At 73.3% G+C, this 24,290-nt stretch carries 27 protein-coding genes and 1 riboswitch; of the genes, 11 read left to right on the top strand and 16 right to left on the bottom strand.

From position 1 onward, the window contains the following. Positions 1-238: 238 nt before the first annotated feature. The 5 genes from ftsZ to ACWEF6_RS19185 all read right to left on the bottom strand — a co-directional run bounded on the left by ftsZ (position 239) and on the right by ACWEF6_RS19185 (position 5,154). Complete coding sequence (gene ftsZ / locus ACWEF6_RS19205) at positions 239-1,546, bottom strand: cell division protein FtsZ (RefSeq protein WP_449684186.1); 1,308 nt, start codon at positions 1,544-1,546, stop codon at positions 239-241. Positions 1,547-1,783: 237 nt separating this feature from the next. After that, positions 1,784-2,554 (bottom strand): anti-sigma factor, encoded by a 771-nt coding sequence (locus ACWEF6_RS19200; RefSeq protein WP_449684185.1) that lies wholly within the window; start codon positions 2,552-2,554, stop codon positions 1,784-1,786. Further along, on the bottom strand, positions 2,551-3,165 hold the full coding sequence (gene sigK / locus ACWEF6_RS19195) for an ECF RNA polymerase sigma factor SigK (RefSeq protein WP_449684184.1): 615 nt from the start codon (positions 3,163-3,165) through the stop codon (positions 2,551-2,553). The genes ACWEF6_RS19200 and sigK overlap by 4 nt, the downstream gene beginning before the upstream one ends. Beyond that, a complete protein-coding gene (locus ACWEF6_RS19190; protein ID WP_449684188.1) occupies positions 3,158-3,892 on the bottom strand; it encodes a DUF1365 domain-containing protein in 735 nt (244 codons plus the stop codon). The genes sigK and ACWEF6_RS19190 overlap by 8 nt, the downstream gene beginning before the upstream one ends. Beyond that, positions 3,886-5,154, bottom strand: a complete 1,269-nt coding sequence (locus tag ACWEF6_RS19185; RefSeq protein ID WP_449684183.1) for an NAD(P)/FAD-dependent oxidoreductase — start codon at positions 5,152-5,154, stop codon at positions 3,886-3,888. Before ACWEF6_RS19185 ends, ACWEF6_RS19190 begins: the two co-directional genes overlap by 7 nt. Before the next feature lie 82 nt (positions 5,155-5,236). Between ACWEF6_RS19185 and ACWEF6_RS19180 the strand changes: the two genes are divergently transcribed. Beyond that, the gene (locus ACWEF6_RS19180; RefSeq protein ID WP_449684182.1) at positions 5,237-6,499 is read left to right on the top strand and encodes a class I SAM-dependent methyltransferase; all 1,263 of its coding nucleotides are present in this window, start codon (positions 5,237-5,239) and stop codon (positions 6,497-6,499) included. Between the two features lie 2 nt (positions 6,500-6,501). Continuing rightward, on the top strand, positions 6,502-7,263 hold the full coding sequence (locus ACWEF6_RS19175) for a DUF1295 domain-containing protein (RefSeq protein WP_449684181.1): 762 nt from the start codon (positions 6,502-6,504) through the stop codon (positions 7,261-7,263). Here the strand turns inward: ACWEF6_RS19175 and ACWEF6_RS19170 are convergent. Further along, entirely contained in the window at positions 7,250-7,756 is a 507-nt protein-coding gene (locus tag ACWEF6_RS19170) for a DinB family protein (protein ID WP_449684180.1), read from the bottom strand. The genes ACWEF6_RS19175 and ACWEF6_RS19170 overlap by 14 nt on opposite strands. A 73-nt stretch (positions 7,757-7,829) precedes the next feature. On the opposite strand from ACWEF6_RS19170, the gene ACWEF6_RS19165 reads away from it, so the two are divergent. Both ACWEF6_RS19165 and ACWEF6_RS19160 read left to right on the top strand, forming a co-directional pair. Beyond that, positions 7,830-8,273: a MarR family winged helix-turn-helix transcriptional regulator gene (locus ACWEF6_RS19165; protein WP_449684179.1), complete on the top strand. Its 444-nt coding sequence runs from the start codon at positions 7,830-7,832 to the stop codon at positions 8,271-8,273. A gap of 9 nt (positions 8,274-8,282) precedes the next feature. Then, entirely contained in the window at positions 8,283-8,717 is a 435-nt protein-coding gene (locus ACWEF6_RS19160) for an OsmC family peroxiredoxin (protein ID WP_449684178.1), read from the top strand. 54 nt (positions 8,718-8,771) lie between these two features. Here ACWEF6_RS19160 and ACWEF6_RS19155 read toward each other — a convergent pair whose 3' ends face one another. Beyond that, positions 8,772-9,581 carry an SDR family NAD(P)-dependent oxidoreductase gene (locus ACWEF6_RS19155; RefSeq protein WP_449684177.1) on the bottom strand — a complete coding sequence of 270 codons (810 nt, stop codon included), beginning with the start codon at positions 9,579-9,581 and terminating at the stop codon, positions 8,772-8,774. Positions 9,582-9,658: 77 nt separating this feature from the next. On the opposite strand from ACWEF6_RS19155, the gene ACWEF6_RS19150 reads away from it, so the two are divergent. After that, the gene (locus tag ACWEF6_RS19150) at positions 9,659-10,291 is read left to right on the top strand and encodes a TetR/AcrR family transcriptional regulator (protein WP_449684176.1); all 633 of its coding nucleotides are present in this window, start codon (positions 9,659-9,661) and stop codon (positions 10,289-10,291) included. Between the two features lie 40 nt (positions 10,292-10,331). On the opposite strand, the gene ACWEF6_RS19145 is transcribed toward ACWEF6_RS19150, so the two are convergent. Both ACWEF6_RS19145 and metE read right to left on the bottom strand, forming a co-directional pair. Continuing rightward, complete coding sequence (locus ACWEF6_RS19145) at positions 10,332-10,826, bottom strand: acyl-CoA thioesterase (RefSeq protein WP_449684175.1); 495 nt, start codon at positions 10,824-10,826, stop codon at positions 10,332-10,334. Further along, a complete protein-coding gene (metE, locus tag ACWEF6_RS19140; protein WP_449684174.1) occupies positions 10,823-13,051 on the bottom strand; it encodes a 5-methyltetrahydropteroyltriglutamate--homocysteine S-methyltransferase in 2,229 nt (742 codons plus the stop codon). Before metE ends, ACWEF6_RS19145 begins: the two co-directional genes overlap by 4 nt. Before the next feature lie 100 nt (positions 13,052-13,151). Continuing rightward, positions 13,152-13,373: riboswitch (cobalamin riboswitch) on the bottom strand. A gap of 73 nt (positions 13,374-13,446) precedes the next feature. On the opposite strand from metE, the gene ACWEF6_RS19135 reads away from it, so the two are divergent. After that, positions 13,447-14,016 (top strand): TetR/AcrR family transcriptional regulator, encoded by a 570-nt coding sequence (locus ACWEF6_RS19135; RefSeq protein WP_449684173.1) that lies wholly within the window; start codon positions 13,447-13,449, stop codon positions 14,014-14,016. 6 nt (positions 14,017-14,022) lie between these two features. Here the strand turns inward: ACWEF6_RS19135 and ACWEF6_RS19130 are convergent, their stop codons facing one another. Then, positions 14,023-15,057: a 4Fe-4S binding protein gene (locus tag ACWEF6_RS19130; protein ID WP_449684172.1), complete on the bottom strand. Its 1,035-nt coding sequence runs from the start codon at positions 15,055-15,057 to the stop codon at positions 14,023-14,025. 59 nt (positions 15,058-15,116) lie between these two features. On the opposite strand from ACWEF6_RS19130, the gene ACWEF6_RS19125 reads away from it, so the two are divergent. The 3 genes from ACWEF6_RS19125 (at position 15,117) to ACWEF6_RS19115 (ending at position 20,012) form a co-directional block, all read left to right on the top strand. Further along, complete coding sequence (locus ACWEF6_RS19125; protein WP_449684171.1) at positions 15,117-15,542, top strand: alpha/beta fold hydrolase; 426 nt, start codon at positions 15,117-15,119, stop codon at positions 15,540-15,542. Positions 15,543-15,623: 81 nt separating this feature from the next. Beyond that, positions 15,624-16,535 carry a LacI family DNA-binding transcriptional regulator gene (locus ACWEF6_RS19120; RefSeq protein WP_449684170.1) on the top strand — a complete coding sequence of 304 codons (912 nt, stop codon included), beginning with the start codon at positions 15,624-15,626 and terminating at the stop codon, positions 16,533-16,535. Between the two features lie 192 nt (positions 16,536-16,727). After that, a complete protein-coding gene (locus ACWEF6_RS19115; RefSeq protein ID WP_449684169.1) occupies positions 16,728-20,012 on the top strand; it encodes a S8 family serine peptidase in 3,285 nt (1,094 codons plus the stop codon). Here the strand turns inward: ACWEF6_RS19115 and ACWEF6_RS19110 are convergent. Genes ACWEF6_RS19110 through ACWEF6_RS19090 form a run of 5 tightly spaced genes read right to left on the bottom strand, consistent with a single transcriptional unit; the run spans position 19,987 to position 22,466 of the window. After that, positions 19,987-20,550 (bottom strand): hypothetical protein, encoded by a 564-nt coding sequence (locus tag ACWEF6_RS19110; protein ID WP_449684168.1) that lies wholly within the window; start codon positions 20,548-20,550, stop codon positions 19,987-19,989. The genes ACWEF6_RS19115 and ACWEF6_RS19110 overlap by 26 nt on opposite strands. 18 nt (positions 20,551-20,568) lie before the next feature. Beyond that, positions 20,569-20,742, bottom strand: coding sequence for a hypothetical protein (locus ACWEF6_RS19105; protein ID WP_449684167.1), 174 nt, complete (start codon positions 20,740-20,742; stop codon positions 20,569-20,571). Continuing rightward, positions 20,739-21,305 carry a hypothetical protein gene (locus ACWEF6_RS19100; RefSeq protein ID WP_449684166.1) on the bottom strand — a complete coding sequence of 189 codons (567 nt, stop codon included), beginning with the start codon at positions 21,303-21,305 and terminating at the stop codon, positions 20,739-20,741. The genes ACWEF6_RS19105 and ACWEF6_RS19100 overlap by 4 nt, the downstream gene beginning before the upstream one ends. Then, entirely contained in the window at positions 21,271-21,786 is a 516-nt protein-coding gene (locus tag ACWEF6_RS19095; protein WP_449684165.1) for a hypothetical protein, read from the bottom strand. The genes ACWEF6_RS19100 and ACWEF6_RS19095 overlap by 35 nt, the downstream gene beginning before the upstream one ends. Beyond that, the gene (locus ACWEF6_RS19090; RefSeq protein ID WP_449684164.1) at positions 21,783-22,466 is read right to left on the bottom strand and encodes a hypothetical protein; all 684 of its coding nucleotides are present in this window, start codon (positions 22,464-22,466) and stop codon (positions 21,783-21,785) included. Before ACWEF6_RS19090 ends, ACWEF6_RS19095 begins: the two co-directional genes overlap by 4 nt. A 133-nt stretch (positions 22,467-22,599) precedes the next feature. Between ACWEF6_RS19090 and ACWEF6_RS19085 the strand changes: the two genes are divergently transcribed. Next, complete coding sequence (locus ACWEF6_RS19085; RefSeq protein WP_449684163.1) at positions 22,600-23,100, top strand: MauE/DoxX family redox-associated membrane protein; 501 nt, start codon at positions 22,600-22,602, stop codon at positions 23,098-23,100. A 67-nt stretch (positions 23,101-23,167) separates the two neighbouring features. Here ACWEF6_RS19085 and ACWEF6_RS19080 read toward each other — a convergent pair whose 3' ends face one another. Continuing rightward, positions 23,168-24,091 carry a glycosyl hydrolase family 32 gene (locus ACWEF6_RS19080; RefSeq protein WP_449684162.1) on the bottom strand — a complete coding sequence of 308 codons (924 nt, stop codon included), beginning with the start codon at positions 24,089-24,091 and terminating at the stop codon, positions 23,168-23,170. 36 nt (positions 24,092-24,127) lie between these two features. On the opposite strand from ACWEF6_RS19080, the gene ACWEF6_RS19075 reads away from it, so the two are divergent. Beyond that, positions 24,128-24,274: a hypothetical protein gene (locus ACWEF6_RS19075; protein ID WP_449684161.1), complete on the top strand. Its 147-nt coding sequence runs from the start codon at positions 24,128-24,130 to the stop codon at positions 24,272-24,274. Positions 24,275-24,290: the final 16 nt, after the last annotated feature.

The following is a 24,290-nucleotide window of genomic DNA, read 5'->3' as shown; positions in this document are numbered from 1 at the left end:
CCCACCCCCGCCGCGGTCGCTCCGCCCCCGCCTTTGGGCCGGCGCCTCTCCCGCGGGGCCGCCCCTCCCCTGTTCCCCGGGCCCCCCCCCCCCCCGCGGGGGGGCGGCGGGCCGCCCCCCCCCCCCCCCCGCCACATTGGGGCGCTGGCGACCGGCCAACGAGGTGAGCCGGGCCGGAATGGCCGAAGGCCACCACCCACGACTCTAGTTCGCGGGTGGTGGCCTTCGGAGCTGGTGGCTAGCGCCGCATGAACGGCGGGACGTCGACCTCGTCGTCCGACGGGTCGTCGTGCACCGGCATCGCGCGGCCCGGCAGGCTGCCCTGGGTCGCGTTGGAGCCGAGCGGCGAGTAGCCGCGCGAGCCGCCGCCGGGCTGCGGGAGCCCGCCGGCCGGCTGGCTGCCGGTGGGCGAAGGCAGCGTCGAGTGCGACCGCGGCGGCGCCACGGGGTAGCCGGAGCTGCCCGCGGACGGCACCGGGGTGGCGCCCGACGGCGGCGTCGGCGGGTTCGAGACCTGGCCCGCCGAGGCCGAGGCCGTGGTGGCCGACGCGCGCGAGCCGGACCCGAAGGTCGACGGGTCGAGCTTCTTGTGCGTCGGCGCGCCGGCGTCGAACCCGGCCGCGATCACCGTGACCCGGACCTCGTCGCCGAGGGAGTCGTCGATGATCGTGCCGAAGATGATGTTGGCGTCCGGGTGCGCGGACTCCTGCACCAGCGACGCGGCCTCGTTGATCTCGAACAGGCCCAGGTCGGAGCCGCCCGCGATGGACAGCAGCGCGCCGTGGGCGCCGTCCATCGACGCCTCCAGCAGCGGCGAGTTGATCGCCTTCTCCGCGGCCTGGATGGCCCGGCCCTCGCCGCGCGCCGAGCCGATGCCCATCAGCGCGGAGCCCGCGCCGGACATGACGCTCTTGACGTCGGCGAAGTCGAGGTTGATCAGGCCCGGGGTGGTGATCAGGTCGGTGATGCCCTGGACACCGGAGAGCAGCACCTCGTCCGCGGAGCGGAACGCGTCCATCAGCGAGACGCCGATGTCGCCGAGCTGCAGCAGCCGGTCGTTGGGGATCACGATGAGCGTGTCGCACTCGTTGCGCAGCGCCTGGATGCCCTCTTCGGCCTGCTTGCCGCGCCGCTTGCCCTCGAAGGTGAACGGGCGGGTGACCACGCCGATGGTCAGCGCGCCCAGCTTGCGGGCGATCTGCGCGACGACCGGCGCACCGCCGGTGCCGGTGCCGCCGCCCTCACCCGCGGTCACGAACACCATGTCGGCGCCCTTGATGACCTCTTCGATCTCTTCGCGGTGGTCTTCGGCGGCCTTCTGGCCGACCTCGGGGGCGGCGCCCGCGCCGAGGCCACGGGTCAGTTCGCGGCCGATGTCCAGCTTGACGTCGGCGTCGGACATGAGCAGTGCTTGTGCGTCGGTGTTCACCGCGATGAACTCGACACCCTTGAGGCCGACCTCGATCATGCGGTTCACGGCGTTCACGCCGCCACCGCCGATGCCGACCACCTTGATCACCGCAAGGTAGTTGTGCGGGGGCGTCATCGAAGTCCGCCTTCCTGATCGTTGTGCCCGTACAGCCCGCCGGCCGAACCCTCGACCTCAACCCCAGATCGAGAGTTATGTCAACCGCCGACGTTAGGCAGGACGGTAGGCACCAGGCAGGCTCTAATCCAGTAGGCACGCCGTGTGTCGCAAAGGTGTTTTGCCACAACACCTTCGGGCGCGCAAGAGCGACGGGCCGCGAACACCCCCGGAGCCCGATCTGGTATGGCCGCCCGCTCAGGCCGGCGCGGGCATGCTCATGAGGACGTCCGAGGGGGCTCCGGTGGCCGATCCACCGGGCGGTTCGACGCTCACCGCGACCTTGTCGGCACCGCCGACGCCGTCCGCGACGACCAGGCCGCCCTGGTCCGCCGCGGCGATCACCCCGGCCGAGCGCGGCGCGTCCGCGCCGGTGATCAGCCAGGCTTCGTAGACCTTCCCGCCCGGCTGGGCCGGCAGGCCCGCGTCCATCACCATCACCCGGTTGAGCGACCGCGACAGGACGACCGTGACCCCGCCGCCGATCGGGGCCTCGCCGTGCACGGTCTTCGCGTCCGGGGCCGCGAGCAGCGCCGCCACCGGCGCGAACTGCTGTTTCGCCTGGTCGAGCCGGCTCTGCGCGGTCTGCAGCTCCTGCCGCTGGGTCAGCGCGATGCCGCCGAACACCCCGCCCGCAGCCAGGCCGACGACGGCGGCCGCGGCCGCCACGACGACCGCCCAGCGCGGGGCCCGCGCCGAACGGCGGTGCCGGTCGGGCGAGCCGGGCCGGGTCCGCGGCGGCAGCTGCCGGGTGGCGTGCATGGCCGTCATGACGCGGTCCTTGAAGTGCGGCGGCGGCTCCTCGGCCATCGCCGCGCCCAGCCGGGCCGCCGTCGCGCGCAGCTCGGCGACCTCCTGCGTGCACGAGTCGCACTGCTCGAGGTGCCGGGCGAACTCCGCGCGCTCGACGTCGTTGACGGCGTCGAGCGCGAAGGCACCGGCCAGGGTGTGCATCTCCGGGGTGCTCAAGCGGTCACCCCCAGGCAGTCCCGCAGGCGGATCAGCCCGTCCCGCAGCCGCGTCTTGATGGTTCCCTGCGGCGTCGACAGCACTTCGGCCACCTCGCGATACGTATAGCCCTGGTAATAGGCGAGCAGCACCGATTCGCGCTGCAGATCGGTCAGGAAGGACAGGCACCGGCGCACCTGGGAGCGTTCGAGCCGCGCGGTGACGGACTCGGCGACCTCGTCGAACGGACGGCCGCGGGCGGCCTCGAAGGTCGCCTTCTGCTCGCGTTCGGTGCTCGCCCGGGCCGAGCGGACCCGGTCGACGGCGCGGCGGTGGGCCAGCGTCATCGCCCAGTTCAGCGCCGAGCCCTTGTCGGGCGCGTACCGGGTCGCGGTGCGCCACAGCTCGACGAGGACTTCCTGGGCGACCTCTTCGGACTGGGCCGCGTCGCGCACGATCCGCCGGACGAGGCCGTAGATGGGGCCCGCGAACTGGTCGTAGAGCAGCTCGAAGGCGCGCTCGTCACCCTTGGCGACGCGCACCATGAGCTCCTCCGCGGACGGCACAGCCGGACCGGCCGGGACTTCCGAGGGCACGGGCGCCATCCGGCGCGGGCGGGCCGGCTCATCCATGCAGCTGTCCTCCGGCGTTCTGCGGGGTGCGCGGCACGACCGCGGCCTTCCGCAGCCACAGGGCGACGCCGTGGCGGCGGATCAGCGCGGACACCCGCTGCGGGAGCAGCGGCCGGGCCAGCACGAGCCGGGCCAGCCACCGCGGGTTCACCGGGCGGCGAACTCCCCGCAGCGTAGCGACCAGCGGGGTCGAGGTCCCGCGGCGCAACGCCACGGTGAGGTCGAGCAGCGCCTCCGGGCGCGGCAGGCGCATCCGGTACTCGCCGTCCATCTCCTGGAACGGCGAGACGTAGAACTCCTTGGCCGCGCGGGCCCGGCCGGCCTCGTCGGGGTGCAGCAGGTAGGCGTGGCGGCCGCCGTAGGTGTTGTGCACCTCGGCGACCACGCACGCGAGGCGGCCCTGCGCGTCGTGGCACCAGTAGACGCTGATCGGGTTGAACACGTACCCGAGCACGCGCGCGGCGGCGAGCATGACGACCTTCCCGCCGCGCAGGTCGACCCCGCGTTCGGCGAGCCAGGCGTCCAGCTTCTCCCGGATGCCGCGGGGATCCGTGGCCACGAAGTGGTCGCGGCGGTCGAAGCGGGCGAACGGCCGCAGCCACCACGGCAGCCGCGGGAGGTCGTCCAGGTCGACGCGCCACAGGTAGACGCGGTGGGCGAACGCGTGCGGCGGGTCGATCCGCCGCACGTGCGCGACCGTGGCGTCGTAGAGCGCGTTCGTCACCAGGTCACCCCCAGGCTTTCCGCGGCGCGGGCGCCCGAGGAGCAGCCGTCCTCGTGGAAGCCCCAGCCGTGGTAGGCGCCCGCGTAGGCGAGCACGCCGTCGTTGAGCTCGGGCAGCCGTCGTTGCGCGGCAACGGATTCCGGCGTGTAGACCGGGTGCTCGTACCGCATCCGCGCGACGACGTGGTCCTCGCCGGGGCCGTCGCCGGGGTTGAGCGTGACGACGTACCCGGTCGGCTCGTCGAGCCGCATCAGGCGGTTCATGTCGTAGCTGACCTGGACCGCGCCGGTGGGCGCGCCGCAGACGGGCGCGCGGTAGTTCCACCCGGCCCGCGCGTCGGGCAGGGTCGGCAGGACGCTCGTGTCGGTGTGCAGCCAGGCCTCGTTCTCGGAGTACCGGAACGCGCCGAGCACCTCGCGCTCGGCGGCGGTCGGGCCGGCCAGCAGGGCGAGCGCCTGGTCGGCGTGGGTGGCGACGACGACCTTGTCGACCCGGTGCGGCGTGTCGGCGTCGTCGCGGATCTCGACGCCGCTGCCGGTCCGCAGCACCGACCGCACCGGCGTCGACAGGTGCACGGCGGTGAGCTGCTTCGCCGCGAGCTCGACGTACTCGCGCGAGCCGCCTGCGACGGTCCGCCAGGCCGGCGAGTTCTTCACCGTGAGCATGCCGTGGTTGCGGAGGAACTCGAACAGGTACCGCGCGGGGTACCGGAGGGTGTCGGCGCGGTCGGCCGACCACACCGTCGAGACCAGGGGCAGCATGAAGTGGTCGACGAAGTACCGGGTGTAGCCGCCGATGGCGAGGAACGCGCCGAGCGTGACGTCGCCGGCGTCCGGGGCGGCCAGCAGCCGCTTCGCGTGCCGGTGGAACCGCTTCACCTCGGCCAGCATCCGCAGGTAGCGGCCGCGGAGGGCGTTGCCGCGCTGGGCGAACAGCCCGGGCAGGCCCTTGGCGCCGGCGTACTGGAGGCCGCAGCCGTCGCAGCGGATGCTCATCGACATCTCGGTGTCGCGGGTGCGCACGCCCAGCTCGCCGAAGAGTTTCAGCAGGGTCGGGTAGGTGCGCTCGTTGTGGACGATGAAGCCGGAGTCCACGCCGACGGTGCCGCCGTGGGTGCTGGGCACGTCGTGCGTGTGCGCGTGCCCACCCAGGCGGTCGTCGGCCTCGAACAGCAGAACTTCGTACTTGCGCTGCAGCAGGTATGCGGCGGTCAGTCCGGCCACCCCGCTGCCGATGACGCCGATGCGTTCTCCCGTGATCTCCACACCGGTCCTTCGGGACCGCGGCCCGGCCGGATTGCCGGGCCGGCCGACCAATCCACCGGGGCGGGCGGTGCGAATCCCGGCTATGCCGCACACCACCGCGCACCAGCTAGCCTCGTTCGCCGCGAAACTCCTCGGCGGCCCGCTCCCCGTGGGCCTGCGGACCTGGGACGGCACGCGCGCCGGCCCGGAGGACGCACCGACGGTCGTGCTCCGCAACCGCCGCGCCCTGCGCCGCCTGCTCTACGCGCCCGGCGAGCTGGGGCTCGCGCGCGCCTACGTCACCGGCGACCTCGACGTCGAAGGCGATCTGGCCGACGGCTTCCGCCGGATCTGGGCCCTGACCCGCTCGGGGGAGCTCAACCGGGCGAAGCTGGGGCCGCGGGAGTGGGCCGACGCCGTCAAGCTGGCCGCGCGGCTCGGCGTCGCCGGGCTGCCGCCGAAGCCGCCCGCCGAAGAGGCGCGGCTGTCCGGGAAACTGCACAGCCTGCTGCGCGACCGCTCCGCCATCGCCCACCACTACGACCTCAGCAACGCCTTCTACCAGCTGCTGATGGACGAGTCGATGGCGTACTCGTGCGCGTACTTCACCTCCGAATCGCAGAGTCTCGAACAGGCCCAGCACGACAAGCTGGAGCTGATCTGCCGCAAGCTGGGGCTGCGGCCGGGCATGCGGCTGCTGGACGTCGGCTGCGGCTGGGGCTCGCTGCTCGTCCACGCGGCCAAGCACCACGGCGTCGAAGCCGTCGGCGTCACGCTCTCGGCCGAGCAGCTGCAGCACATCCGCGGCCGGCTCGCCCAGCACGACCTCGAAGACCGCGTCGAGGTGCGGCGGCAGGACTACCGGGAGCTGCCGGACGGGCCGTTCGACGCCGTCGCGTCGATCGAGATGGGCGAACACGTCGGCGAGGTCAACTACCCGGCGTACGCGGCGACGCTGCACCGGATGGTGAAGCCGGGCGGGCGCGTGCTGCTGCAGCAGATGTCGCGCGGGAACGTCGCCCCCGGCGGCGGCGCGTTCATCGAGCGCTACATCGCGCCGGACATGACCATGCGGCCGGTCGGGCGGACCATCGACCACCTGGAGACCGCGGGCCTCGAGGTGCGGGACGTGCACGCGCTGCGCGAGCACTACGTCTGGACGGTCCGGGCCTGGGCCGCCACCCTGGAGGAGAACTGGGCCGACGTCGTCGCGCTCATCGGCGAGACGGGCGCGCGGGTCTGGCGGCTGTACCTGGTGGGCGGGGCGCTGGCGTTCGAGGAGAACCGGATGGGCGTGGACCAGATCCTGGCCGTGCGGCCCGGCGAGCACGGCCGCAGCGGCCTGCCGGCGACGCGGGAGTGGTGACGATGCCCCAGCTGCTCGTCACGGCCGCCGTCACCCTGCTGGCGGTGGCGGTGACCTTCGGGATCGCGCGGGCGCGCAAGCGCTACGACACGATCGACACCTTCTGGGGGCTCGGGTTCGCGCTCGTCGCGATCGCCGCCTTCCCGTTCGGCGACGGCCCGCTCTCGCTGCGGCTCGTGGTGGTGCTCCTGACGGTCGTCTGGGGCGTGCGGCTTTCGGTGCACCTGCACCTGCGCAACCACAAGCTGCCGGAGGACCCGCGGTACGCGCGGATGGGCCACGGGCCGCTGAAGATGTTCCTGCGCGTGTACCTGTTCCAGGCCGTGGTGCTGTACTTCGTGTCGCTGCCGGTGCAGTTCGCGGTGGACGGCACCGGGATCGGCGTGCTCGGCTGGCTCGGGATCGTGGTGTGGCTGGTCGGGTTCGCGTTCGAGACGATCGGCGACGACCAGCTGCGCCGCTTCAAAACCGACCCGGCCAACCGCGGCCGCGTGCTGGACACGGGGTTGTGGCGCTACACCCGGCACCCGAACTACTTCGGCGACGCGTGTGTGTGGTGGGGCCTCTACCTCCTGGCGTGCTCGACGTGGCCGGGCGCGGCGACCGTCCTCTCCCCCGTCGCGATGACGTTCACCCTGGCCCGCGGGACGGGAAAACCGTTGCTGGAGAAGGGCATGGCCCGCACGCGCCCGGCGTACGCGCACTACGTCGAGCGGACCAGCGGCTTCTTCCCGTTGCCGCCGAAGAAGGTCACTCCCCGGTGAGGCCGTCGGTGAGCTCGCGCAGCACGTCGAGGTGCCCGACGTGCCGCGCGGTCTCCTCGATCATGTGCGCGACGACCCAGCGGACGTTGAAGGTCTCGGCCTTGTGCGTCACTTCGTCGTCGAGCCCGTGCTCCGCGACGATCTCGCGGCTGCGGGCGCACTGCTTCTCGTAGTCCGCGAGGAGCTGCTCCACCGGCACGCCGGGCGGGATCCGGAACTCCGCGTCCGGATCCTGCTCGAGCTTCTCCTCCCAGGTGTCCTCCTCGCCGTCGACGACCACGCCGAACCAGAACCACTCGTTGAGCGTGAGGTGGGCGACGAGCCCGGCGACGGTCATCAGCTCGCTGGGCAGGTGCACCTGGCGGGACTGGGCTTCGGTGAGGCCGCCGGCCTTCCAGGCGACCGTGGCGCGGTGGTGGTCGAGCAGGCCGGTGAGGACTTCGCGTTCGCCGCCGGTGAGCGGCGCCTCGGGGCGCTTCGGTCGTTCGGTCATGGACGGGACTCTGCCAGAGGGGTCCGACAAGATTACCTTGCGCACGATGTAATCGTGGGCTAGGTTTACCGACGTGCCAGACGAATTCCGCCTCGACGAGCAGGCCTGTTTCGCGCTGTACGCGGCATCGCGAGCCGTGACCGACGCGTACCGGCCGCTGCTCGGCGAGCTGGATCTCACCTATCCGCAGTACCTCGTGCTGCTGGTGCTGTGGGAGTCCGACGCCCGGCCGGTCAAGGAGATCGGCGAGGCGCTGCACCTGGACTACGGCACGCTTTCCCCGCTGCTCAAGCGGCTCGAGGCCAACGGGCTGGTGACGCGGACACGGCTGCCCGCGGACGAACGCACGGTGGTGGTCAGCCTGACCGAGCAGGGCCGGGCGGTGCGGACGCGCGCCGCCGGTGTCCCCTCGGCGATCGGCTGCGCACTGGGCCTCGAGGACGACGAGCGGCGGGAACTGATCAAGACCCTGCGGCGGCTGACGGCGTCGGCCACCGCGTACGCACCCGAGCACTGAGGAGGCTTTATGCCCAGCCGTGACGCCACCACCCACTGGGTCGGCGGACTGAACAGCGGGAAGGGCGAGGTCACGCTGGACTCGTCCAACGCCGGCACGTTCGCGGTCTCGTTCCCGACCCGCGCGGGCAACCCGGACGGCCAGACGAGCCCCGAGGAGCTCATCGCGGCGGCGCACTCGTCCTGCCTGGCGATGAACCTCTCGGGCGTCCTGGAGGCCCAGAAGCTCACGGCGGACTCGATCGACGTGAGCGCGGAGGTCACCCTCGGCCCGGCGCAGGGCGGCGGCTTCGAGATCAGCGGCATCGCGATCACCCTGCGGGCGTCGATCCCGGGCGTGACGGCGGAGCAGTTCGCGGAGTACGCCGAGACGGCCGAGAAGACCTGCCCGGTGTCGAAGGCCCTCGCCGGCACCACGATCACCATGGACGCGGCACTCGCCTGATCCCCCGGTGAACGGCCCCTCGCCCGGTCCGGGTGAGGGGCCGTCCGTTCACGCTCAGCCCCGGCCGAATGCGGCCAGCGCAAGGGGTTCCCACTTGCGCCACCCCTCCAGCCGGTCCCGGTACTCGGCCTCCACGGCCGCGAACGACTTGCCGAAGAACATCCGGTGCGGCGGGTTTTCCGTGTCCGCCAGCTCCAGCATCGGCTCGCGGGTCGCCCGCGGGTCGCCGAGGTCCCACTCGATCCGGGTCGCCTCGCGCACCGCGTCGTAGGCCGGGTCCGGTTCGCTCTGCCGGACGCTGCCCCCGCCGAAGTCCGTGCGGTACGGGCCCGGCTCCAGGCAGATCACGTCGATCCCGGAGGCCGCGACCTCCTGCCGCAGGGACTCCGAAAGGCCCTCCACCGCCCACTTCGACGCGTGGTAGGCGCCGATACCGGGGAACGCCCGGATCCCGCCTTCGCTGGTGACCTGGATGATCCGGCCCCGCCCCTGCCGGCGCATGATCGGCAGGGCCGCCTGGGTCAGCCAGAGCGTGCCGAAGAAGTTCGTCTCGAGCTCCGCCCGGACCTCCTCCTCGGTCAGTTCCTCGACCATCCCGAAGTGCCCGTAACCGGCGTTGTTGACCAGCACGTCCAGCGATCCGAACGCCGCCGCCGCGCGCTCGACCGCGTCGACGGCGGCCGCACGGTCGGTGACGTCCAGCCGCAGCGGCAGCAGGGCGTCGCCGTACGTCTCGACCAGCGGACGCAGGCTGTCGACGTCCCGCGCGGTGGCCGCGACCCGGTCGCCGCGGGCGAGCGCCGCTTCGGTCCACTCGCGGCCGAAGCCCTTGGAAGTCCCGGTGATGAGCCAGTTCTTCGTCATGACACGCCTCCATTTCTACATCGCAAGCTAATAGTAGCATGGACTGCATTAATACCGTCGATGCTAAGTTGGCGGGCATGATCGCGAGTGACGGCCGCCGTGAGCGCAAGAAGGCCCAGACGCGGGCCCGGATCCAGGACGCGGCCCTGGACCTCTTCGCGAGCCAGGGCTACCGCGAGACGACGATCGCGCAGATCGCCGCGCGCGCCGACGTCGCGACCCGCACGGTCACGCTGCACTTCCCGGCCAAGGACGACCTGCTGTTCGCCGACGACCCGTTCACCCCGGAGTCCCTCGAGGCGCGCCTGCGCGACCGCAAGCCGCGGAGCACCCTCGACGCGGTCCGCGACTGGATGCACGCGACCATGCGCGAGCTCGACGAGCGCGACCGCGAGTCCGGCGTGGACCCCGCGCACATCTGGCAGCGCCGCGCCCTGCGCGCCGACCTCCTCCTGGCCGACGACGACCTCCGCGGCCGCGCCCGGGCCGGCTACCGCGACCTCGAACTCCCGATCGCCGCGGCCCTCGGCGCCGACCTCGGCCTCCCGGCCGACGCCCTGCTCCCCCGGCTCACCGCCGTCACCGTGGTCGCCGGCCTCCGGGAGATCTACGTGACCCGCGAGGGCCGGGCGCGGACGAGCGATCTCGGCGGCCTCGTCGACGACGTGCTCGCCTTCGCCGAGGCAGGCCTCCGCGCCACTCCGGCGTGAAGCCGGTGTGCGGGACTCCCGGCCCCGCACACCGGCCTGCTCAGGCGACCGTGCGCGACGCGGTGATCGCCGCCCGCCGGGCGAGCCGGTGGGTCCGGCGGATCCCCGCCTCGGCGTACCGGCGGCGATCCTCGTCCGTCTCCGGCACCACCGGCGGCACCACCCGCGGCCGGCCGTCCTCGTCGACCGCGACCAGCACCAGGTAGGCCGAAGCCACGTGCACCGGCGGCACCGAGCGGTCCCAGCGGTCGGCCGTGGCGCGCACGCCGATCTCCATCGACGTCGAGCCGGCCCAGTTGACCTGGGCGTGCAGGTGCAGCACGTCCCCGACGCGAACCGGCACGCGGAACACCATCTCGTCGACCGACGCGGTCACCGACGCGCCTTCCGAATGCCGGGCCGAGACGACCCCGGCCAGCGAGTCGGCCAGTTTCATCAGCACCCCGCCGTGCACGGTGCCCATGAGGTTCGTGTCGTGGTCGTCCATGATCTGCGACAGCGTCAGCCGCGACGCCGACGCCGGCTTGCCCCTCACGCGAGCCCCGCCCGGACCTCGCGCACGGCCGCGACCAGGTTCCCGAGCGCCGGGCCGACCTCGCCGTAGCCGCGGGTCTTCAGCCCGCAGTCCGGGTTGACCCACAACCGGTCCGGGGGCACCGCGGCGAGCGCGGTCCGCAGCAGGGTGCCGATCTCCCCCGCGTCCGGGACGCGCGGGGAGTGGATGTCGTACACCCCCGGCCCGACCCCGCGGCCGAACCCGGCCAGGCCCGCGACCACCTCCATCTTCGAGCGGGCCGCTTCGATGCTGGTGACGTCGGCGTCGAGGGCGTCGATCGCGGACAGCACCTCGCCGAACTCGGAGTAGCACAGGTGGGTGTGGATCTGGGTGGCCACGCCGGCCCCCGAGGTCGCCAGCCGGAACGCCGCCACGGCCCAGCGCAGGTACTCCTCGTGCCCGGACCGGCGCAGCGGCAGCAGCTCGCGCAGCGCCGGTTCGTCGACCTGGACGATCCGGATGCCCGCCGCTTCGAGGTCGCGGACCTCGTCGCGGACGGCGAGCGCCACCTGCCGCGCGGTGTCGGCCAGGGGCTGGTCGTCGCGGACGAACGACCACGCGAGGATCGTCACCGGGCCGGTCAGCATGCCCTTGACCGGCTTGGCCGTCAGGCTCTGGGCGTAGCGGGCCCAGGGCACCGTCATCGGCGCCGGGCGCGAGACGTCGCCGTGGAGGATCGGCGGGCGGACGCAGCGCGAGCCGTAGGACTGCACCCAGCCGTGCGCGGTCGCGGCGAACCCGGCCAGCTGCTCGGCGAAGTACTGCACCATGTCGTTGCGCTCGGGTTCGCCGTGCACCAGCACGTCGAGCCCGAGGTCCTCCTGCAGCCGCACCACGCGTTCGATCTCGGCGCGCATCGCGGCCTCGTACGCGGCGTCGTCGAGCGTGCCCGCCTTATGCGCGGCGCGGGCTTTGCGGACCGCGGTGGTCTGCGGAAACGACCCGATCGTCGTGGTCGGCAGCGGCGGCAGCCCGAGCGCGGCCTGCTGGGCTTGCGCACGCTCGGCGTACGGCGGCCGGGCGGTGGTGTCCGGCGTCCCGGGGCCGCCGCCCGCCGCCGCACGGTCGGCGACCGCCTGCCGCGCCGGGGCGAGATCGACCTCTTCGCCGCGCAGCGCCCGGCCGAGCAGCACGAGCTCGTCGACCTTCTGCCGGGCGAAGGCGAGCCGGCCCTTGAGCCGCGGCGGCAGCCCGTGCTCGCGCTCGACGTCGTAAGGCACGTGCAGCAGCGAGCACGACGTCGTCACGCTGACCGACTTCGCCACGCCGAGCAGCGTGGCGGCCCGGGCGAGCGCACGGTCCGGGTCGGTCCGCCAGACGTTCCGGCCGTCGACGACCCCGGCCAGGACCTCCTTGTCCCGCAACGCCGGTTCGGCACCGACGGCGTCCACAAAGGACTCGTCGCTGACCAGGTCGACGGCGAGCGCCTCGATCGGCGCGCGGGCGAGCACGCCGAGCGCGCGCCCGAGCCGGCCGTAGGAGCCGGTGACCAGGATCTTCGGCCGGCCGGTCTCCTTGCCGAGCCGGTGGTAGGCGCGGATCAGGGCGTTCAGCTCGGCCTCGGTCCGGTCCGCGGCGAAGGCGGGTTCGTCGAGCTGCACCCATTCGGCGCCCGCCTCGTGCAGCCGGCGCAGCAGGTCGGCGTACCGCGGCAGCAGCGTGTCGAGCAGGTCGAGCGGCCGGAAGCCCTCGGTCGTGGACTTGGCCAGCAGCAGGAAGGTGACCGGCCCGACCAGCACCGGCCGGGTTTCGAGGCCGAGCGCCCGGGCCTCGAGGTACTCGTCGAGCGGCTTGGTCCCGGCCGGGGTGAACGCGGTGCCGGGGCCGAGTTCCGGGACGAGGTAGTGGTAGTTCGTGTCGAACCACTTGGTCATCTCCAGCGCCGGCGCGTCCTGGACCCCGCGCGCGGCGGCGAAGGAGGTGTCCAGCGGCGGCAGGCCGAGCCCGGTGAACCGCCCGGGCAGCACGCCGAACAGCTCGGCGGTGTCGAGCACGTGGTCGTAGTGCGAGAACGTGTTGGACGGGATCGAGTCCAGCCCGGCCGCCGCCAAGGCGCGCCAGGTTCGTTCCCGCAGGTCACAGCCGGTTTCCAGCAGGGTGTCCCGGTCGATGTCGTGCGCCCAGTAGCGTTCCAGGGCGCGCTTGAGTTCCCGGTCCGGGCCGATCCGGGGGTAGCCCAGCACGGTGGTGCCGATGTCGGTCACAGCTCTCTCCTCGCGAGCTCGCTCTCGGAGAGTCCGAGCGCGCGCGAAGAGCCGCGGTTCGGTCGTGCCCATCCCGCGAGGCCCGGACTCACGCACGCCGTCGGCGCGCGTACCACGGGCAGGTCTTCGGACTCGTGGGCGCCGAGCTCAGGTCTACCGGCCGTCGCTTCCCGGACTCGCGTCCAGTGCTGGACCACTCGCGTGGTGACGGCTTTCGTTCCCACATACCGCTGCGGGGCAGTCCCGGATTCACACCGGGTTCCCTGTTGCCTCGCCCGCGCACGTCTCCGGGTGCGGGCGAACCAGTGGCTGCTCGAGCCTAGCGCTTCCCGATCACCGTGTCGCGGGTAAACCGATCGGTGTCATTCCCGCACGAACCGGGCTAACCTCACGACATGACCCCCGACGCGAAACCCACCTCCCGGGAACGGCTGCTCGAAGCCGCGGCCACTCTCACCTACCGGGACGGCGTCGGCATCGGGGTCGAGGCGCTGTGCCAGGCCGCGGGCGTGTCGAAGCGATCCCTCTACCAACTGTTCGAAAGCAAGGACGAACTCCTCGCCGCCAGCCTGAAGGAAGGCGCGGCCGCCTTCGTGGCCGGCCTGCTCCCGCCGGCCGGCGACGACCGCGGGCCCCGCGACCGGATCCTGCACGTCTTCACACAGCTGGAAGGCCAAGCGCGGACCCCCGGGTTCCACGGCTGCCGCTACCTGGCCGCGCAGATCGAGCTCAAGGACCAGCGCCACCCCGCCAGCCGGGTGGCGCGGCGGATCAAGCGGAACCTGCTGGGCTTCTTCCGCCGGCAGGCCGAGCAGGGCGGGGCCGCCGACCCGGACCTGCTGGCCCGGCAGCTCCTCGTGGTCTTCGACGGCGCCGGCGCGCGGGCCGGGATCGGCGTCGACGACCTGAAGGGGCTCGTCGTCCCGACCGTGACGACCCTGCTCGACGCCGCCGGCGTGCGCTGACCCGCGTCACTCCGGGGGCGCCCAGCCGCCGGTGACCTCCTTGACCGGCTTGTGCGGGAATCGCCGCCGCGCATACTCCTGCGCGCGGGAATCCGGGAGCACGTACAGCGTCTCCCGCTTGTCCTGCAGGGGCCGCAGCACGGTCTTCAGGAAGCCCTTGCGGTCCTCCAGGTACGGGCCGAGGACGTCCTCGCCCGCGGGGCAGACGGCCAGGCAGTACCCCGACTTGTACCCCGGCGGCGAGCTCAGGCTCTGCCACATCGAGGCGCTTTCGGAGGCGGAGACGCGGGAGCGGTAGTCAGCCGCGTCCTCGCTGTCGGCCACGGTCTGCGCCCAGTCGGTGAACCCGCTCATGAACTCGCGGTAGTTGTGCGTGGTGCAGGCGAGGCCGTCGAACGCGCCGTCCTTGGCGATGGCACCGACCGGGCACGCGGTGACGCACAGCTTGCAGTCGATGCAGGGGTTGTAGTCCAGCGCCTGCCCGTCCTCGCTCACCTCCGCGTCCAGCACGGTGGCCAGCAAGACGAAACTGCCGAACTTCGGGTGGATGACGTTGCGGTGCAGGCCCATCACCCCGAGCCCGGCCGCCACCGCGACCGTCTTGTGCGCCACCACCCAGATCCGGTCGGTGCCGAAGCGGTCCATCTCCTGCGGGAAGCCGACCGACGGGTTGATCGCCCGGTGCCCGGCGTCCTGCAGCGCCTGGACCACGCTGCGCGCGGTGTGGTTGGCCTGCTCGTCGGTCTGGTGGAACTCCTGGTTGGCCACGCTGCGGGCCGGGGAGCGGCAGTTGTCGCGGTTCATCCGGAACGCCATCGCGATCAGGGTCCGGGTGCCCGGCAGCGCACCCAGCACGTACTCGCGCTCGCCGGCCAGATCGGGGTGGTCCAGGCTCACCGCGGCGACGTCGTCCGCGCCGGCCGCCAGGCACAGCTCGCGCAGCCGCGCCGCGTCGAGCACCGGCGGCGGGTCCGCCGGGCGCCGGGACAGCACCGACGGGTGCGCAGCCAGTTTCGCCGGCAGCGCCGGGTCGTGCGTCATCGGACCTCCTCGGAGCGAGCTTGGTAAACCGATCGGTTTCACCACCGTAGCACCGCGTCTTGCGATCGGAAACCGATCGGTTTCCGATCGTCCCGGCGAGAGGAAGCCGACACGATGCCCGAGGCAGCCCGACCAAAGCCGCGCTGCGCCGGATCCTGCGGGGTGGGCTCGGCGACAAGAGCGCCCTGTGCGAGGACCACCTCGACGAGCTCCTCCGGGTGGGCCGCCGCCCCGGCTACCCCGCCGTGACCCGCGGGATCCACCGGAACCTGCCGAGCCTCGTCGCGGCCCGTTCGCGTTACGCCGAAGTCGAAGCGCCCGTCCGGTTCGCCTACGGCGAGCGCGACTGGTCCCGGCCGTCGGATCGGCGGGCCAACCGGGAGCTGCTGCCCCACGCCGGGTTCACAGAGGTGCCGGGAGCGGGCCACTTCCTCGCCTCGGAACGGCCCGACGTGCTCGCCGGGCTGCTTGCACATCCCCGATGAGTACCCTACGTTGATATATCGTCGACGCGGTTCGACGAAGAGTGACGGGTCGCCGTCTTCTGGGGGGCAGTCGAGAACGCCATGCGCAAGCGCGGTCACCACCGGCACGCCGGGGCCCGGCTCACCGCCGGCCCCCGGACGAACGTCCTGGCCTTGGTCGTGCCGCTGCGTGCCGGGGCCCACGATGTCGTCGTGCGGGAGTTCGTGGCCGCCGCGATCGCCGCGGCCGGGGCCCGGGACCACGCCCTGCTGCTGCTCACCGCCGAAGACGGCCCGGCCGCGCTGCGCCGGGCGGTGTCCTCCGCGGTCGCCGACGGGGTCGTGGTGATGGACGTCGAAGCCGCGGACGCGCGGGTGCCGGTGCTGCTCGGGCTGGGGCGGCCGGCGGTGCTGATCGGCGTGCCGGACCGGCCGCGCGGGCTCGGCTGCCTCGACCTCGACTTCGCCGCGGCGGGCGCGCTCTGCCTCGGCCACCTCGCCGGCCTCGGGCACGAGCACGTGGCCCTGATCGGCTCGACCCCCGCGACCTACCGGCGCGGCAGCAGTGCCGCGACCCGGCTCGCGCAGGGCTTCACCGCGGAAGCGGATCGCCGGGGCATCCGCTCGACGACGCTGGCCTGGGGCGACACCCACTGGCGGACGCTGCGCGGCCTGGACGCGCTGTTCGCCCGCCACCCCGGCGTCACCGGTCTGGTGGTGCACAACGAAACGGCGCTGCCCGCGGTGCTGGCCGCCCTGCACCACCGGGGGCTGCGGGTCCCCGAGGACGTCTCGCTGGTCGCGGTCTGCCCGGACAGCCTGACCGCGCACAGCCTGCTCGAGCTGACCTGCCTGGCCATCCCGGCGCGGGAGATCGGCGCGCTGGCCGTCGAAACGGTCCTCGGGCAGCTCGACGACGGCACCACGCCGGGCACCCGGCTGCTCGCCCCGGAGCTGACGGTCCGCGCCAGCACCGCGCCGCCGCGCCTGCCGGGAACCGGGCGGCCCCAATAGCGTCCGGCGCATTTTGCCACTGTCGGTATTCCGGTGATCAATTGTCGGCGGTTGGTTCACGGAAATGACGTATTGCCCGGACGGCCCGGGCCGGTGTTAACGTGACCGCGGCGACCGCGCGGCTGTTTTTCCCGCTCGCATTTGCCGAGACGAAATTCCGGGGGAAGCGATCTCAGCCGGAGGGGCCCTGACATGCATCGAAGACAGCTGGCGCTGGCGGCCGTCGTGGTGGCGGGGTGGTCGCTGCCCGTTCCGGCGGCGGCGGAACCGGCCGCCGCCGCCGTTGCAGCGAACGATTCGGGCCAATCGGTCACGCTGATCACCGGCGACCGGGTGCGGGTGCTCCCGAATTCCCGGGGAGATAGCACGGTCACGGTCGAACCGGGTCCGGGCCGCGAGCGGATCGGTTTCTTCCGCGAAACGCACACCGGTGCGCAGGCCGGCGACATCACCGTGGTGCCGTCGGACGCGCTGGCCCTGGTCGTGTCCGGCAAGCTCGATTCCCGGCTGTTCGACGTTTCCGGGCTGCTGCGGCAGCACCTCGCCGACTCCGCGGGCAGCCTCCCTCTGATCGTCACCTATTCCGCGGGCTCCCCCGCCGCCACCCCGCCCGCCACGACGGCCGTCCGCGACCTGCCGAGCGTGCGCGGCGCGGCCCTGCGCCAGGACCGGCGGCGGGGCACGGAGTTCTGGTCCTGGCTCACCGCCGGGTCCGCGCTGCGGGCCGGGGTGGGCAAGGTGTGGCTGGACGGCCTGGCCACCCCGGCGCTCGACGTCAGCGTGCCGCAGATCGGCGGCCCGGCCGCCTGGCAGGCGGGCTACACGGGCCGCGGGGTCACCGTCGGCGTCCTCGACACCGGCGTCCGGGCCGATCACCCGGATCTCGCCGGCAAAGTCGTGGAAGCCCGGGACTTCACCGGAACCCGGCCGGACGCGGGCGACGACCTCGGGCACGGCACGCACGTCGCCGGCATCATCGCCGGCACCGGGGCCGCCTCCGGTGGCCGGTACCGCGGGGTGGCACCGGACGCCCGGCTGGTCAGCGGCAAGGTCTGCGTCGCCTACGGCTGCCCGGAATCCGCGGTGATCGCGGGGATGGAGTGGATCGCGCCGAAGGTCCGCGTGGTCAACCTGAGCCTCGGCGGCGACGCGACCGACGGCACGGATCCGGTGTCCCAGGCGGTGAACGCGCTGACCGGCCGCTACGGCACGCTGTTCGTCGCCCCGGCCGGCAACGACCGCTCGCTCGACCTGCCCGAACCCGGCCCGGTCGTCGCGCCCGCGGCGGCCGACGCGGCGCTGGCGGTCGGCAGCGTGTCGGCCCAGGACACCACCAGCGCGTTCTCGAACCGCGGCGCCCGGCTCGGCGACTACGCGGTCAAGCCCGACATCGCCGCTCCCGGCGAGGGCATCGTCTCGGCGCGGGCCGCGGGGACACGCGACGGCGACACCGCGCCGGTCGACGACGACTACGCGCGGCTCTCCGGGACGTCGATGGCGGCACCGCACGTCGCCGGTGCGGCGGCCCTACTGCTCCAGCGGCACCCGGACTGGCTCGCCGGCCGGCTCAAGACGACGCTGACCAGCACCGCCAAGCCCACCGGCGCCGTCGCCGAGCAGGGGGCCGGCCGGGTCGACGCCGCCCGCGCGGTCACCCAGCAGGTCACCGCCACCACCGGCAGCCTCGGCTACGGCTTCGTCGCCTGGCCGCGCGCCCGGCCCGTCACGAAAACCGTGACCTACCACAACGACGGCGACACGCCCGTCACGCTGGCGCTCGCCGCCACCTCGCCGCTGTTCACGCCGACGGCCGCGGCCGTGGTGGTGCCCGCGCACGGCGATGCCGACGTCGGCGTCACCCTGCGGGCCGGCGGGGCCACGGCCGGGCAGCACGGCGACCGGCTGACCGCGACGGCGCCCGGGATCACCGTGCAGACCGCGCTCGGCGCCTTCCTGGAACCCGAAAGCTACGACGTGTCGGTGCGGCTGATCGGCCGCGACGGGCGGTTCACCGCCGGGGTCGCCACCCTCGTCGACACCGCGACCGGAGCCGCGTTCGGCGTGCGGCCGTTCGGCGCCGACGGCACGGCCGTGGTGCGGGTGCCCAAGGGCCGCTACGACCTCAACGCGCTCGACGTGTCCGGCGACCCGACCGGCCAGACCCGGCCGGCCGCGGTGACCCTGCTGTCGCGGCCCGGCCAGCCGGTGACCGGGGCTGTTTCGATCACTTTGGACGCCCGCGCGGGCAAGCCGCTGCGCGCGGTGGTCGACCGCGCGGACGCGCGGCTGCAGGGCGGCGAACTGGGCCTGGTGTCCGGGAACCCGGGCGGGACCCGGACGAACACGCTCGCCTGGATCGTCCAGCCGGGCACCGAGCTGTACGCGGCAGGCTCGGGCCGCGAGGTCACCGACCACACCTACGCGCTGTACCTCCGAGCGACGCTGGCCGCCCGCCCGGACGGCGACTACGTCTACCAGCTGGCGCTCCTCGAACGCGGCCGCGTCCCGGCGGACCCGGTCTTCCGGGTGCGCGACCGGGACCTCGCGGTGGTCGACGCGCGGTACCACACGCAGGGCAAACCCGCGGACAGCCTGCGCCTCGACGACGTCACGTTCGGTTTCCCGGGCGCCGACAGCGGGACGTACCAGGTCGCCGCGCAGGCCCTGCCGAGCCGGCGCACCGAGTACTACACGACCGGGGTGACCTGGCAGCACCTCCTGGCGGTGTACCCGGATCCGCTGACCGACGCGGAAAGCAACTACTCCTACCGGACGTACCGGGCGGGGCCGCAGCGCGCCGGCTGGAACCGCGCCCCGGTCGGGCCCGCTTTCGGCGCGCCTCAGGACGGCTGGGGGGTGCTCCGCGCCGGAAACCAGCTGGTGTACGCGATCCCGCTGGTGTCGGGCAGCGATCCGGAGCAGTACACCTCGCCACCCGGAGGCCTCACCGGCACGGCGACGCTCTCGCGTGACGGTGTCACGCTGGCCACCGCGCCGAGCCCGGCGATCGGGGCCCTGGCCATCCCGGCCGACGCGGGCACGTACACGCTGCGGTCGGTGGCCACGCGCAGCGTGCCGTGGTCGGTGGTGGGGACCGCGGCGGACGTGCTGTGGACGTTCCGCGACCCCGGTCCGGCGGCGCCCGCGAAACCGTTGCCGCTGCTGGTGGTCCGGGCCGAGGGCGCGGTCGACGACCAGAGCCGGGCCCCGGCCGGGCGGCCGTTCGTGCTCGCCCTGACCGCGCAGCGGCAGCCGGGTGCGGGCGAGCTCCGGCTGGCGGACCTGCGCGTCGAAACGTCCATCGACGACGGTGCCAAGTGGACACCCGTGCCCACGGCCCGCATCGGCAACGGGGGCCTCGCGGTGGTGCGCAACCCGGCGGCCGGCGGGTTCGTGTCGCTGCGGATCACCGCCCGGGACAGCGACGGCAACGCGGTCGCCCAGACCGTGCTCAGGGCGTACCAGACAGCACCGTGACCGCGACGGCGGCGAGCGGGACGACGAAGGCGGCCGCGGTCAGGGCTCTCAGGGCCCGGCCGTGGACCCGCCATTCGCCGTCCCAGCCGTTTTCGCCGTCGTAGCGCAGGTTCGCCGTCGTCATCAGCGCGCGGCCCAGCCCGAACCCGACACCCGCGGCCAGCGCCGCGGGCAGCGACGCCGTGAGGGCGACGGCGATCGCGGCGACGTACGGCAGCCCGCTGGGCAGGTAGGTGCGCGCGCCGGTGCCCATTTCGAACCCGAACTGCAGCGGGCCGAGGTGCCGGCCGAGCCGGAACACCGTGTCCGGCACCAGCCGCCGGTTCTCCGGCAGCCGGAACGCCCACACGCCGGTTTCCCGCAGCAGCACCGCACCCAGCACCGCGGCCACCACGACCCAGCGGGCGACCGCCGGGAGCGGGGCGCGCAGCAGGGAACCGGCCACGAGCGAGACGAGCGCGGTCAGGACGCCGCCGCAGACGAGCCCGGCGCAGAACGCCAGTGTCGGAGTGCCTCGCCAGACCGGCGAGCTCAGCACGAAGGCCGAGTTCCGGCTTCAACTGGAGCCGCTGGTGGCGAACCCGGCGGCCGCGCACAGGACGAGCCACGCTCCGGGCAGCAGCCGGCCCGGCGCGACGAGGAGCGCGATCGTCACCGCGGCCGCGGCGAGCACCAGCCCGGCGGCGAGGGTCAGCGGGTGCCACCGGCGCCGGGCGGTCCCCTCCGTCACAGGGCCGCGCGGCAGATCGTCAGGTACGTCTGGCCGGTGTACCCGCCGCCCCAGAAGGTGGAGAAGCCGTCGGAGCAGCGGTAGACCTTCTGGTCCGGCGTCGTCCACCGCCACGCGTTCTTGCCGACGAACTGGCCGCACGTGTTGGCCACCGGCTGGTGGTCGACCTGGAGGCCGCCTTCGTTCCAGGTGCCGTACTTGTGCCAGCCCGCTTCGCAGTAGGTGCTCCCCCGCCAGAATCCGCCGAAGCAGGCGGCGTAGGTGTTGACGTACGTGCCGCTGGTGTCGGTCAGTTCGGCGTAGCCGGTGGGATAGGCGTCCCGGCAGTCGTTGCGGTCGAAGCCCGGCATGCCGTACGGGCTGAACTCGGCGTTCGCCTTCCGGACGCGGGACAGACCCGACCAGTCGAGCGCGGTCGCGCCGATCGTCAGCGCGCCGAGCGCCACCGCGCGCAGGAAGGTCCGGCGCGTGCCGCGGACCTTCAGCTTCCGCCCCGCGCGGGTGCCCACGGCGTCCGGGCCGGGGTGGTCAAGATCGGGAATGTGCGCCGACTCCAGCGTCACCGGCTTCACCTCCTGCCGTCGGACCGGCCCAGCCGGCCAGTGTGGTGTCCACTTCGGACGCCCGGACCGGGAGCAGCACCCGGCGGGCGCGGCCGGTGTCGTCGAGCAGCATCAACACCGGTGGCGAGAGGTGGGAAACCGAACGCCACGCTTCGGCGTCGCTGACCACCGGCAGGCCGTGGGCGAGCTCCGCCCAGGTCGTCGCGGGTTCGTGGGTCAGCAGGGTCGCCTCCGCCCCGAGCGTGGCCAGCCGCTCGACCACGGTGAGGCACAGCGGGCAGCCCGAATCGACCGCGGCCACGATCCGGCCCGCGAACCGCGGGCCCAGCACCACGTCCGGCGGCGCGGCGATGAAGCCGTCCGTGCTGCGGGTGAGCGTCCCGCGCAGCAGCCGGACTTCGCGCAGGACGGCGGCCAGGCCGAAGAACAGCAGGATGATCGCCGCCCAGGTGAGGACGGCGAACGCGGTCGACGGCGTCACCGCCGGTCCCAGGCGATGTCGATGCCGTCGAGCCAGTCGAGCCGTTCCCGTTCGGTCTTCACGGGCGTGTCCGTAAGGTGCACTTCGGCCACGCCCGCCGGGCAGCCGAGGACGAAGGAACCCTTGGCGTGCCCGGACTTCCAGACCTCGCCGTGCTTCGTGCGCGCGCCCGCGTGCCGGGGCAGCAGGGCCGCGGCCTGGCGCGGCGCCGGGATCGACAGCGAACCGTGGTCTCGCACCACCACCACGAAGTGCTCGTTCGCCGGATCCAGCAGCGTTTCCGCGCGGGGGACGACGGTCATGCCGTCGACGTGGTCCTCGATCCGCAGCGAGCCGAACAGGGCCAGCACGCGGTCACGGCGGGGCGCCGGGCCGGCGTACACGGTCATCAGCTCGTGGTAGGCACCGAGCAGGGTGGCCACGGACGATTGCCCGTCGCGGGCTTCGGCGACGACCACTTCCCGGCCGTGCACGACCAGGCGCTCGCGGGTTTCGGCCGGGGCGACGTACGTGCACGCGAAGTCGTGGTAGCCGCGCGGGCCGATCTGGAACCCGGTGCCGTACGACCCGCCGACGAACCGGACACCGGCCACGACGTGGGAAACGGGGGCCGCCCCGGGCAGGCCCACGGTGACCCGGCCGCCGCCCGGCGCCACCAATCGCAACCGTTGTGCCCCCATGAGACCTCCGATTCCCGGAATCGCACCCGGTGAGAGTAGCCGACGGATTCCGCGGTCGCCACGATCATTTTCCGGCGGATCTCGAATTGCTCCGATCGGGGAGGGTATTTTTGTCCACTATTACCGTGGGTCCATGCACTCCTTCTGGTCCGCGGGAATGACGGTCCTGACGGCACTCGGCGCGATTCTCCTGACCGCCGCCGGCGTGACCCACGCCGTGCGTCACCGCGAGCATCGCGCCGTGCTGCGCGTCCACCGCCTGCTGCCGCCCGCGGTGGCCGCGCCGGCCGCGGGTGCGGAGGTACTCGTGGGCGCGGCGATGCTCGCGGTCCTGTTCGCCGCCCCGGCGGTCGCGGTCTTGCCCGCCACCGTTCAAGCCGCCCTGTACTGCGCTTTTGCCGGCTACACGGCGGTGTTGCGGACGCGCCGGCCGGGCGTTCCGTGCGGGTGTTTCGGCGCGGAGGAGGTGTCGTGGGCGGTGGTGGCCCGAGCGGTCGTGCTCGCCGTGGGCAGCGCCGGGTGCGCGGTCCTCGGCGTGCCCGGGCCGGCCCCGGACCGCTGGGCCTGCGTGGCCGCCGGCGTGGTCCTCGCGATGGCGAACCACCTCGTTCCGGCGTGGCGCCGAGGCGGCTGAACCGCCTTCGAAGCGATTCCCCGGCGGTTTGTGAACCGGTGCTTATTCGCCGGAAAATCACCGCCGGTCAGAGCAGGTGAAGCCCTTCGGCATCGGTGTAGCGGACGGCGAAGGGATCGGACAGTTCCCCGGCGAACGCGCCGTCGCGCTCGGCCACGAACCCGAGGAGATTCCACCGGTTCCCGCTGTCGCGGACCAGGCGGGGCGCGTACAGCCCGGGACACGGCACGGGCCGGGCGAGGGACAGGTCCCACGGGCCGGTCACCGCCGGCCCGGGCACCGCCCAGACCTGGTCCTCGGCCGCCCGCGGACCGAGGTTGCTGCAGAAGAGCAGCAACGGCTGGCCGTCGACGACCGCGACCTGGGGGACCTCGAGGTGCCCGAAGCCGCCGGGCCGGGTCAGCGGCGGCCCGACCGCCCAGTTCAGCAGGTCGGCCGAGAAGGCGTGGCCGATCACCCCGCGATCGAGCGGGTCGCCGTCCTTCGCGTGGGCGGTGACGAGCATGTGCCAGCCGTCCCCGTCCGGAGATGGGAAGACCCACGGGTCGCGCCAGGCCTCGCCGGCCCAGTCCACGCGGTCGCCGTGGGCGTACCAGGTCGGATCGGGTTCGACGAGCGGCTTCACCCCGGATCGGTGCCACGTGCCGAGGTCGTCGGAGACGGCGAGGCCGATCCGCTGCACCGCGTGATCGCCGTCGTCGCGGACGCCGGTGTAGAACAGGTACCAGCGCCCGTCCGGGCCGCGGACGACGGACCCGGTCCAGGTCGCGAGGTCGTCCCACGCCGGTCCGTCGGCGGGGACCAGGGCGTCGGCGACGAGCTCCCAGTGGCGCAGGTCGCGGGAAACGGCGTGCCCGATCGAGGCCCGCCGGTGGCGCCGCTCGGGATCGAGCAGCGCCCGCGAGGCGCGCAGGAAGAAGACGTGATGACGGCCGTCGTCGTCCGTGGTGTACCAGCTGTCCCACACCCAGTGGTCGGGCAGGCGCAGCATCAGCGCACCTCCGGCGGCCGGGCGACCGAAGCCCGGGTGCGCAGCGGCATCGGGATGCGGTGGACCGACATCCCGCTGTTGTGCGCCGGTTCGCTGCTGATCCTGACGCCGACGTTGGTGGTGTTCTTGATCTTCCAGCGGCGGTTCGTGTCGGCGTTGCTGGCGGGTTCGTTGAAGGGGTGATCGGATGAGGTGGCTG

The sequence above is a fragment of the Amycolatopsis sp. NPDC004772 genome (genome assembly GCF_053601215.1).
The sequence above is the reverse complement of the archived record's forward strand: the minus strand, read 5'-3'. Positions and strand labels throughout refer to the sequence as shown.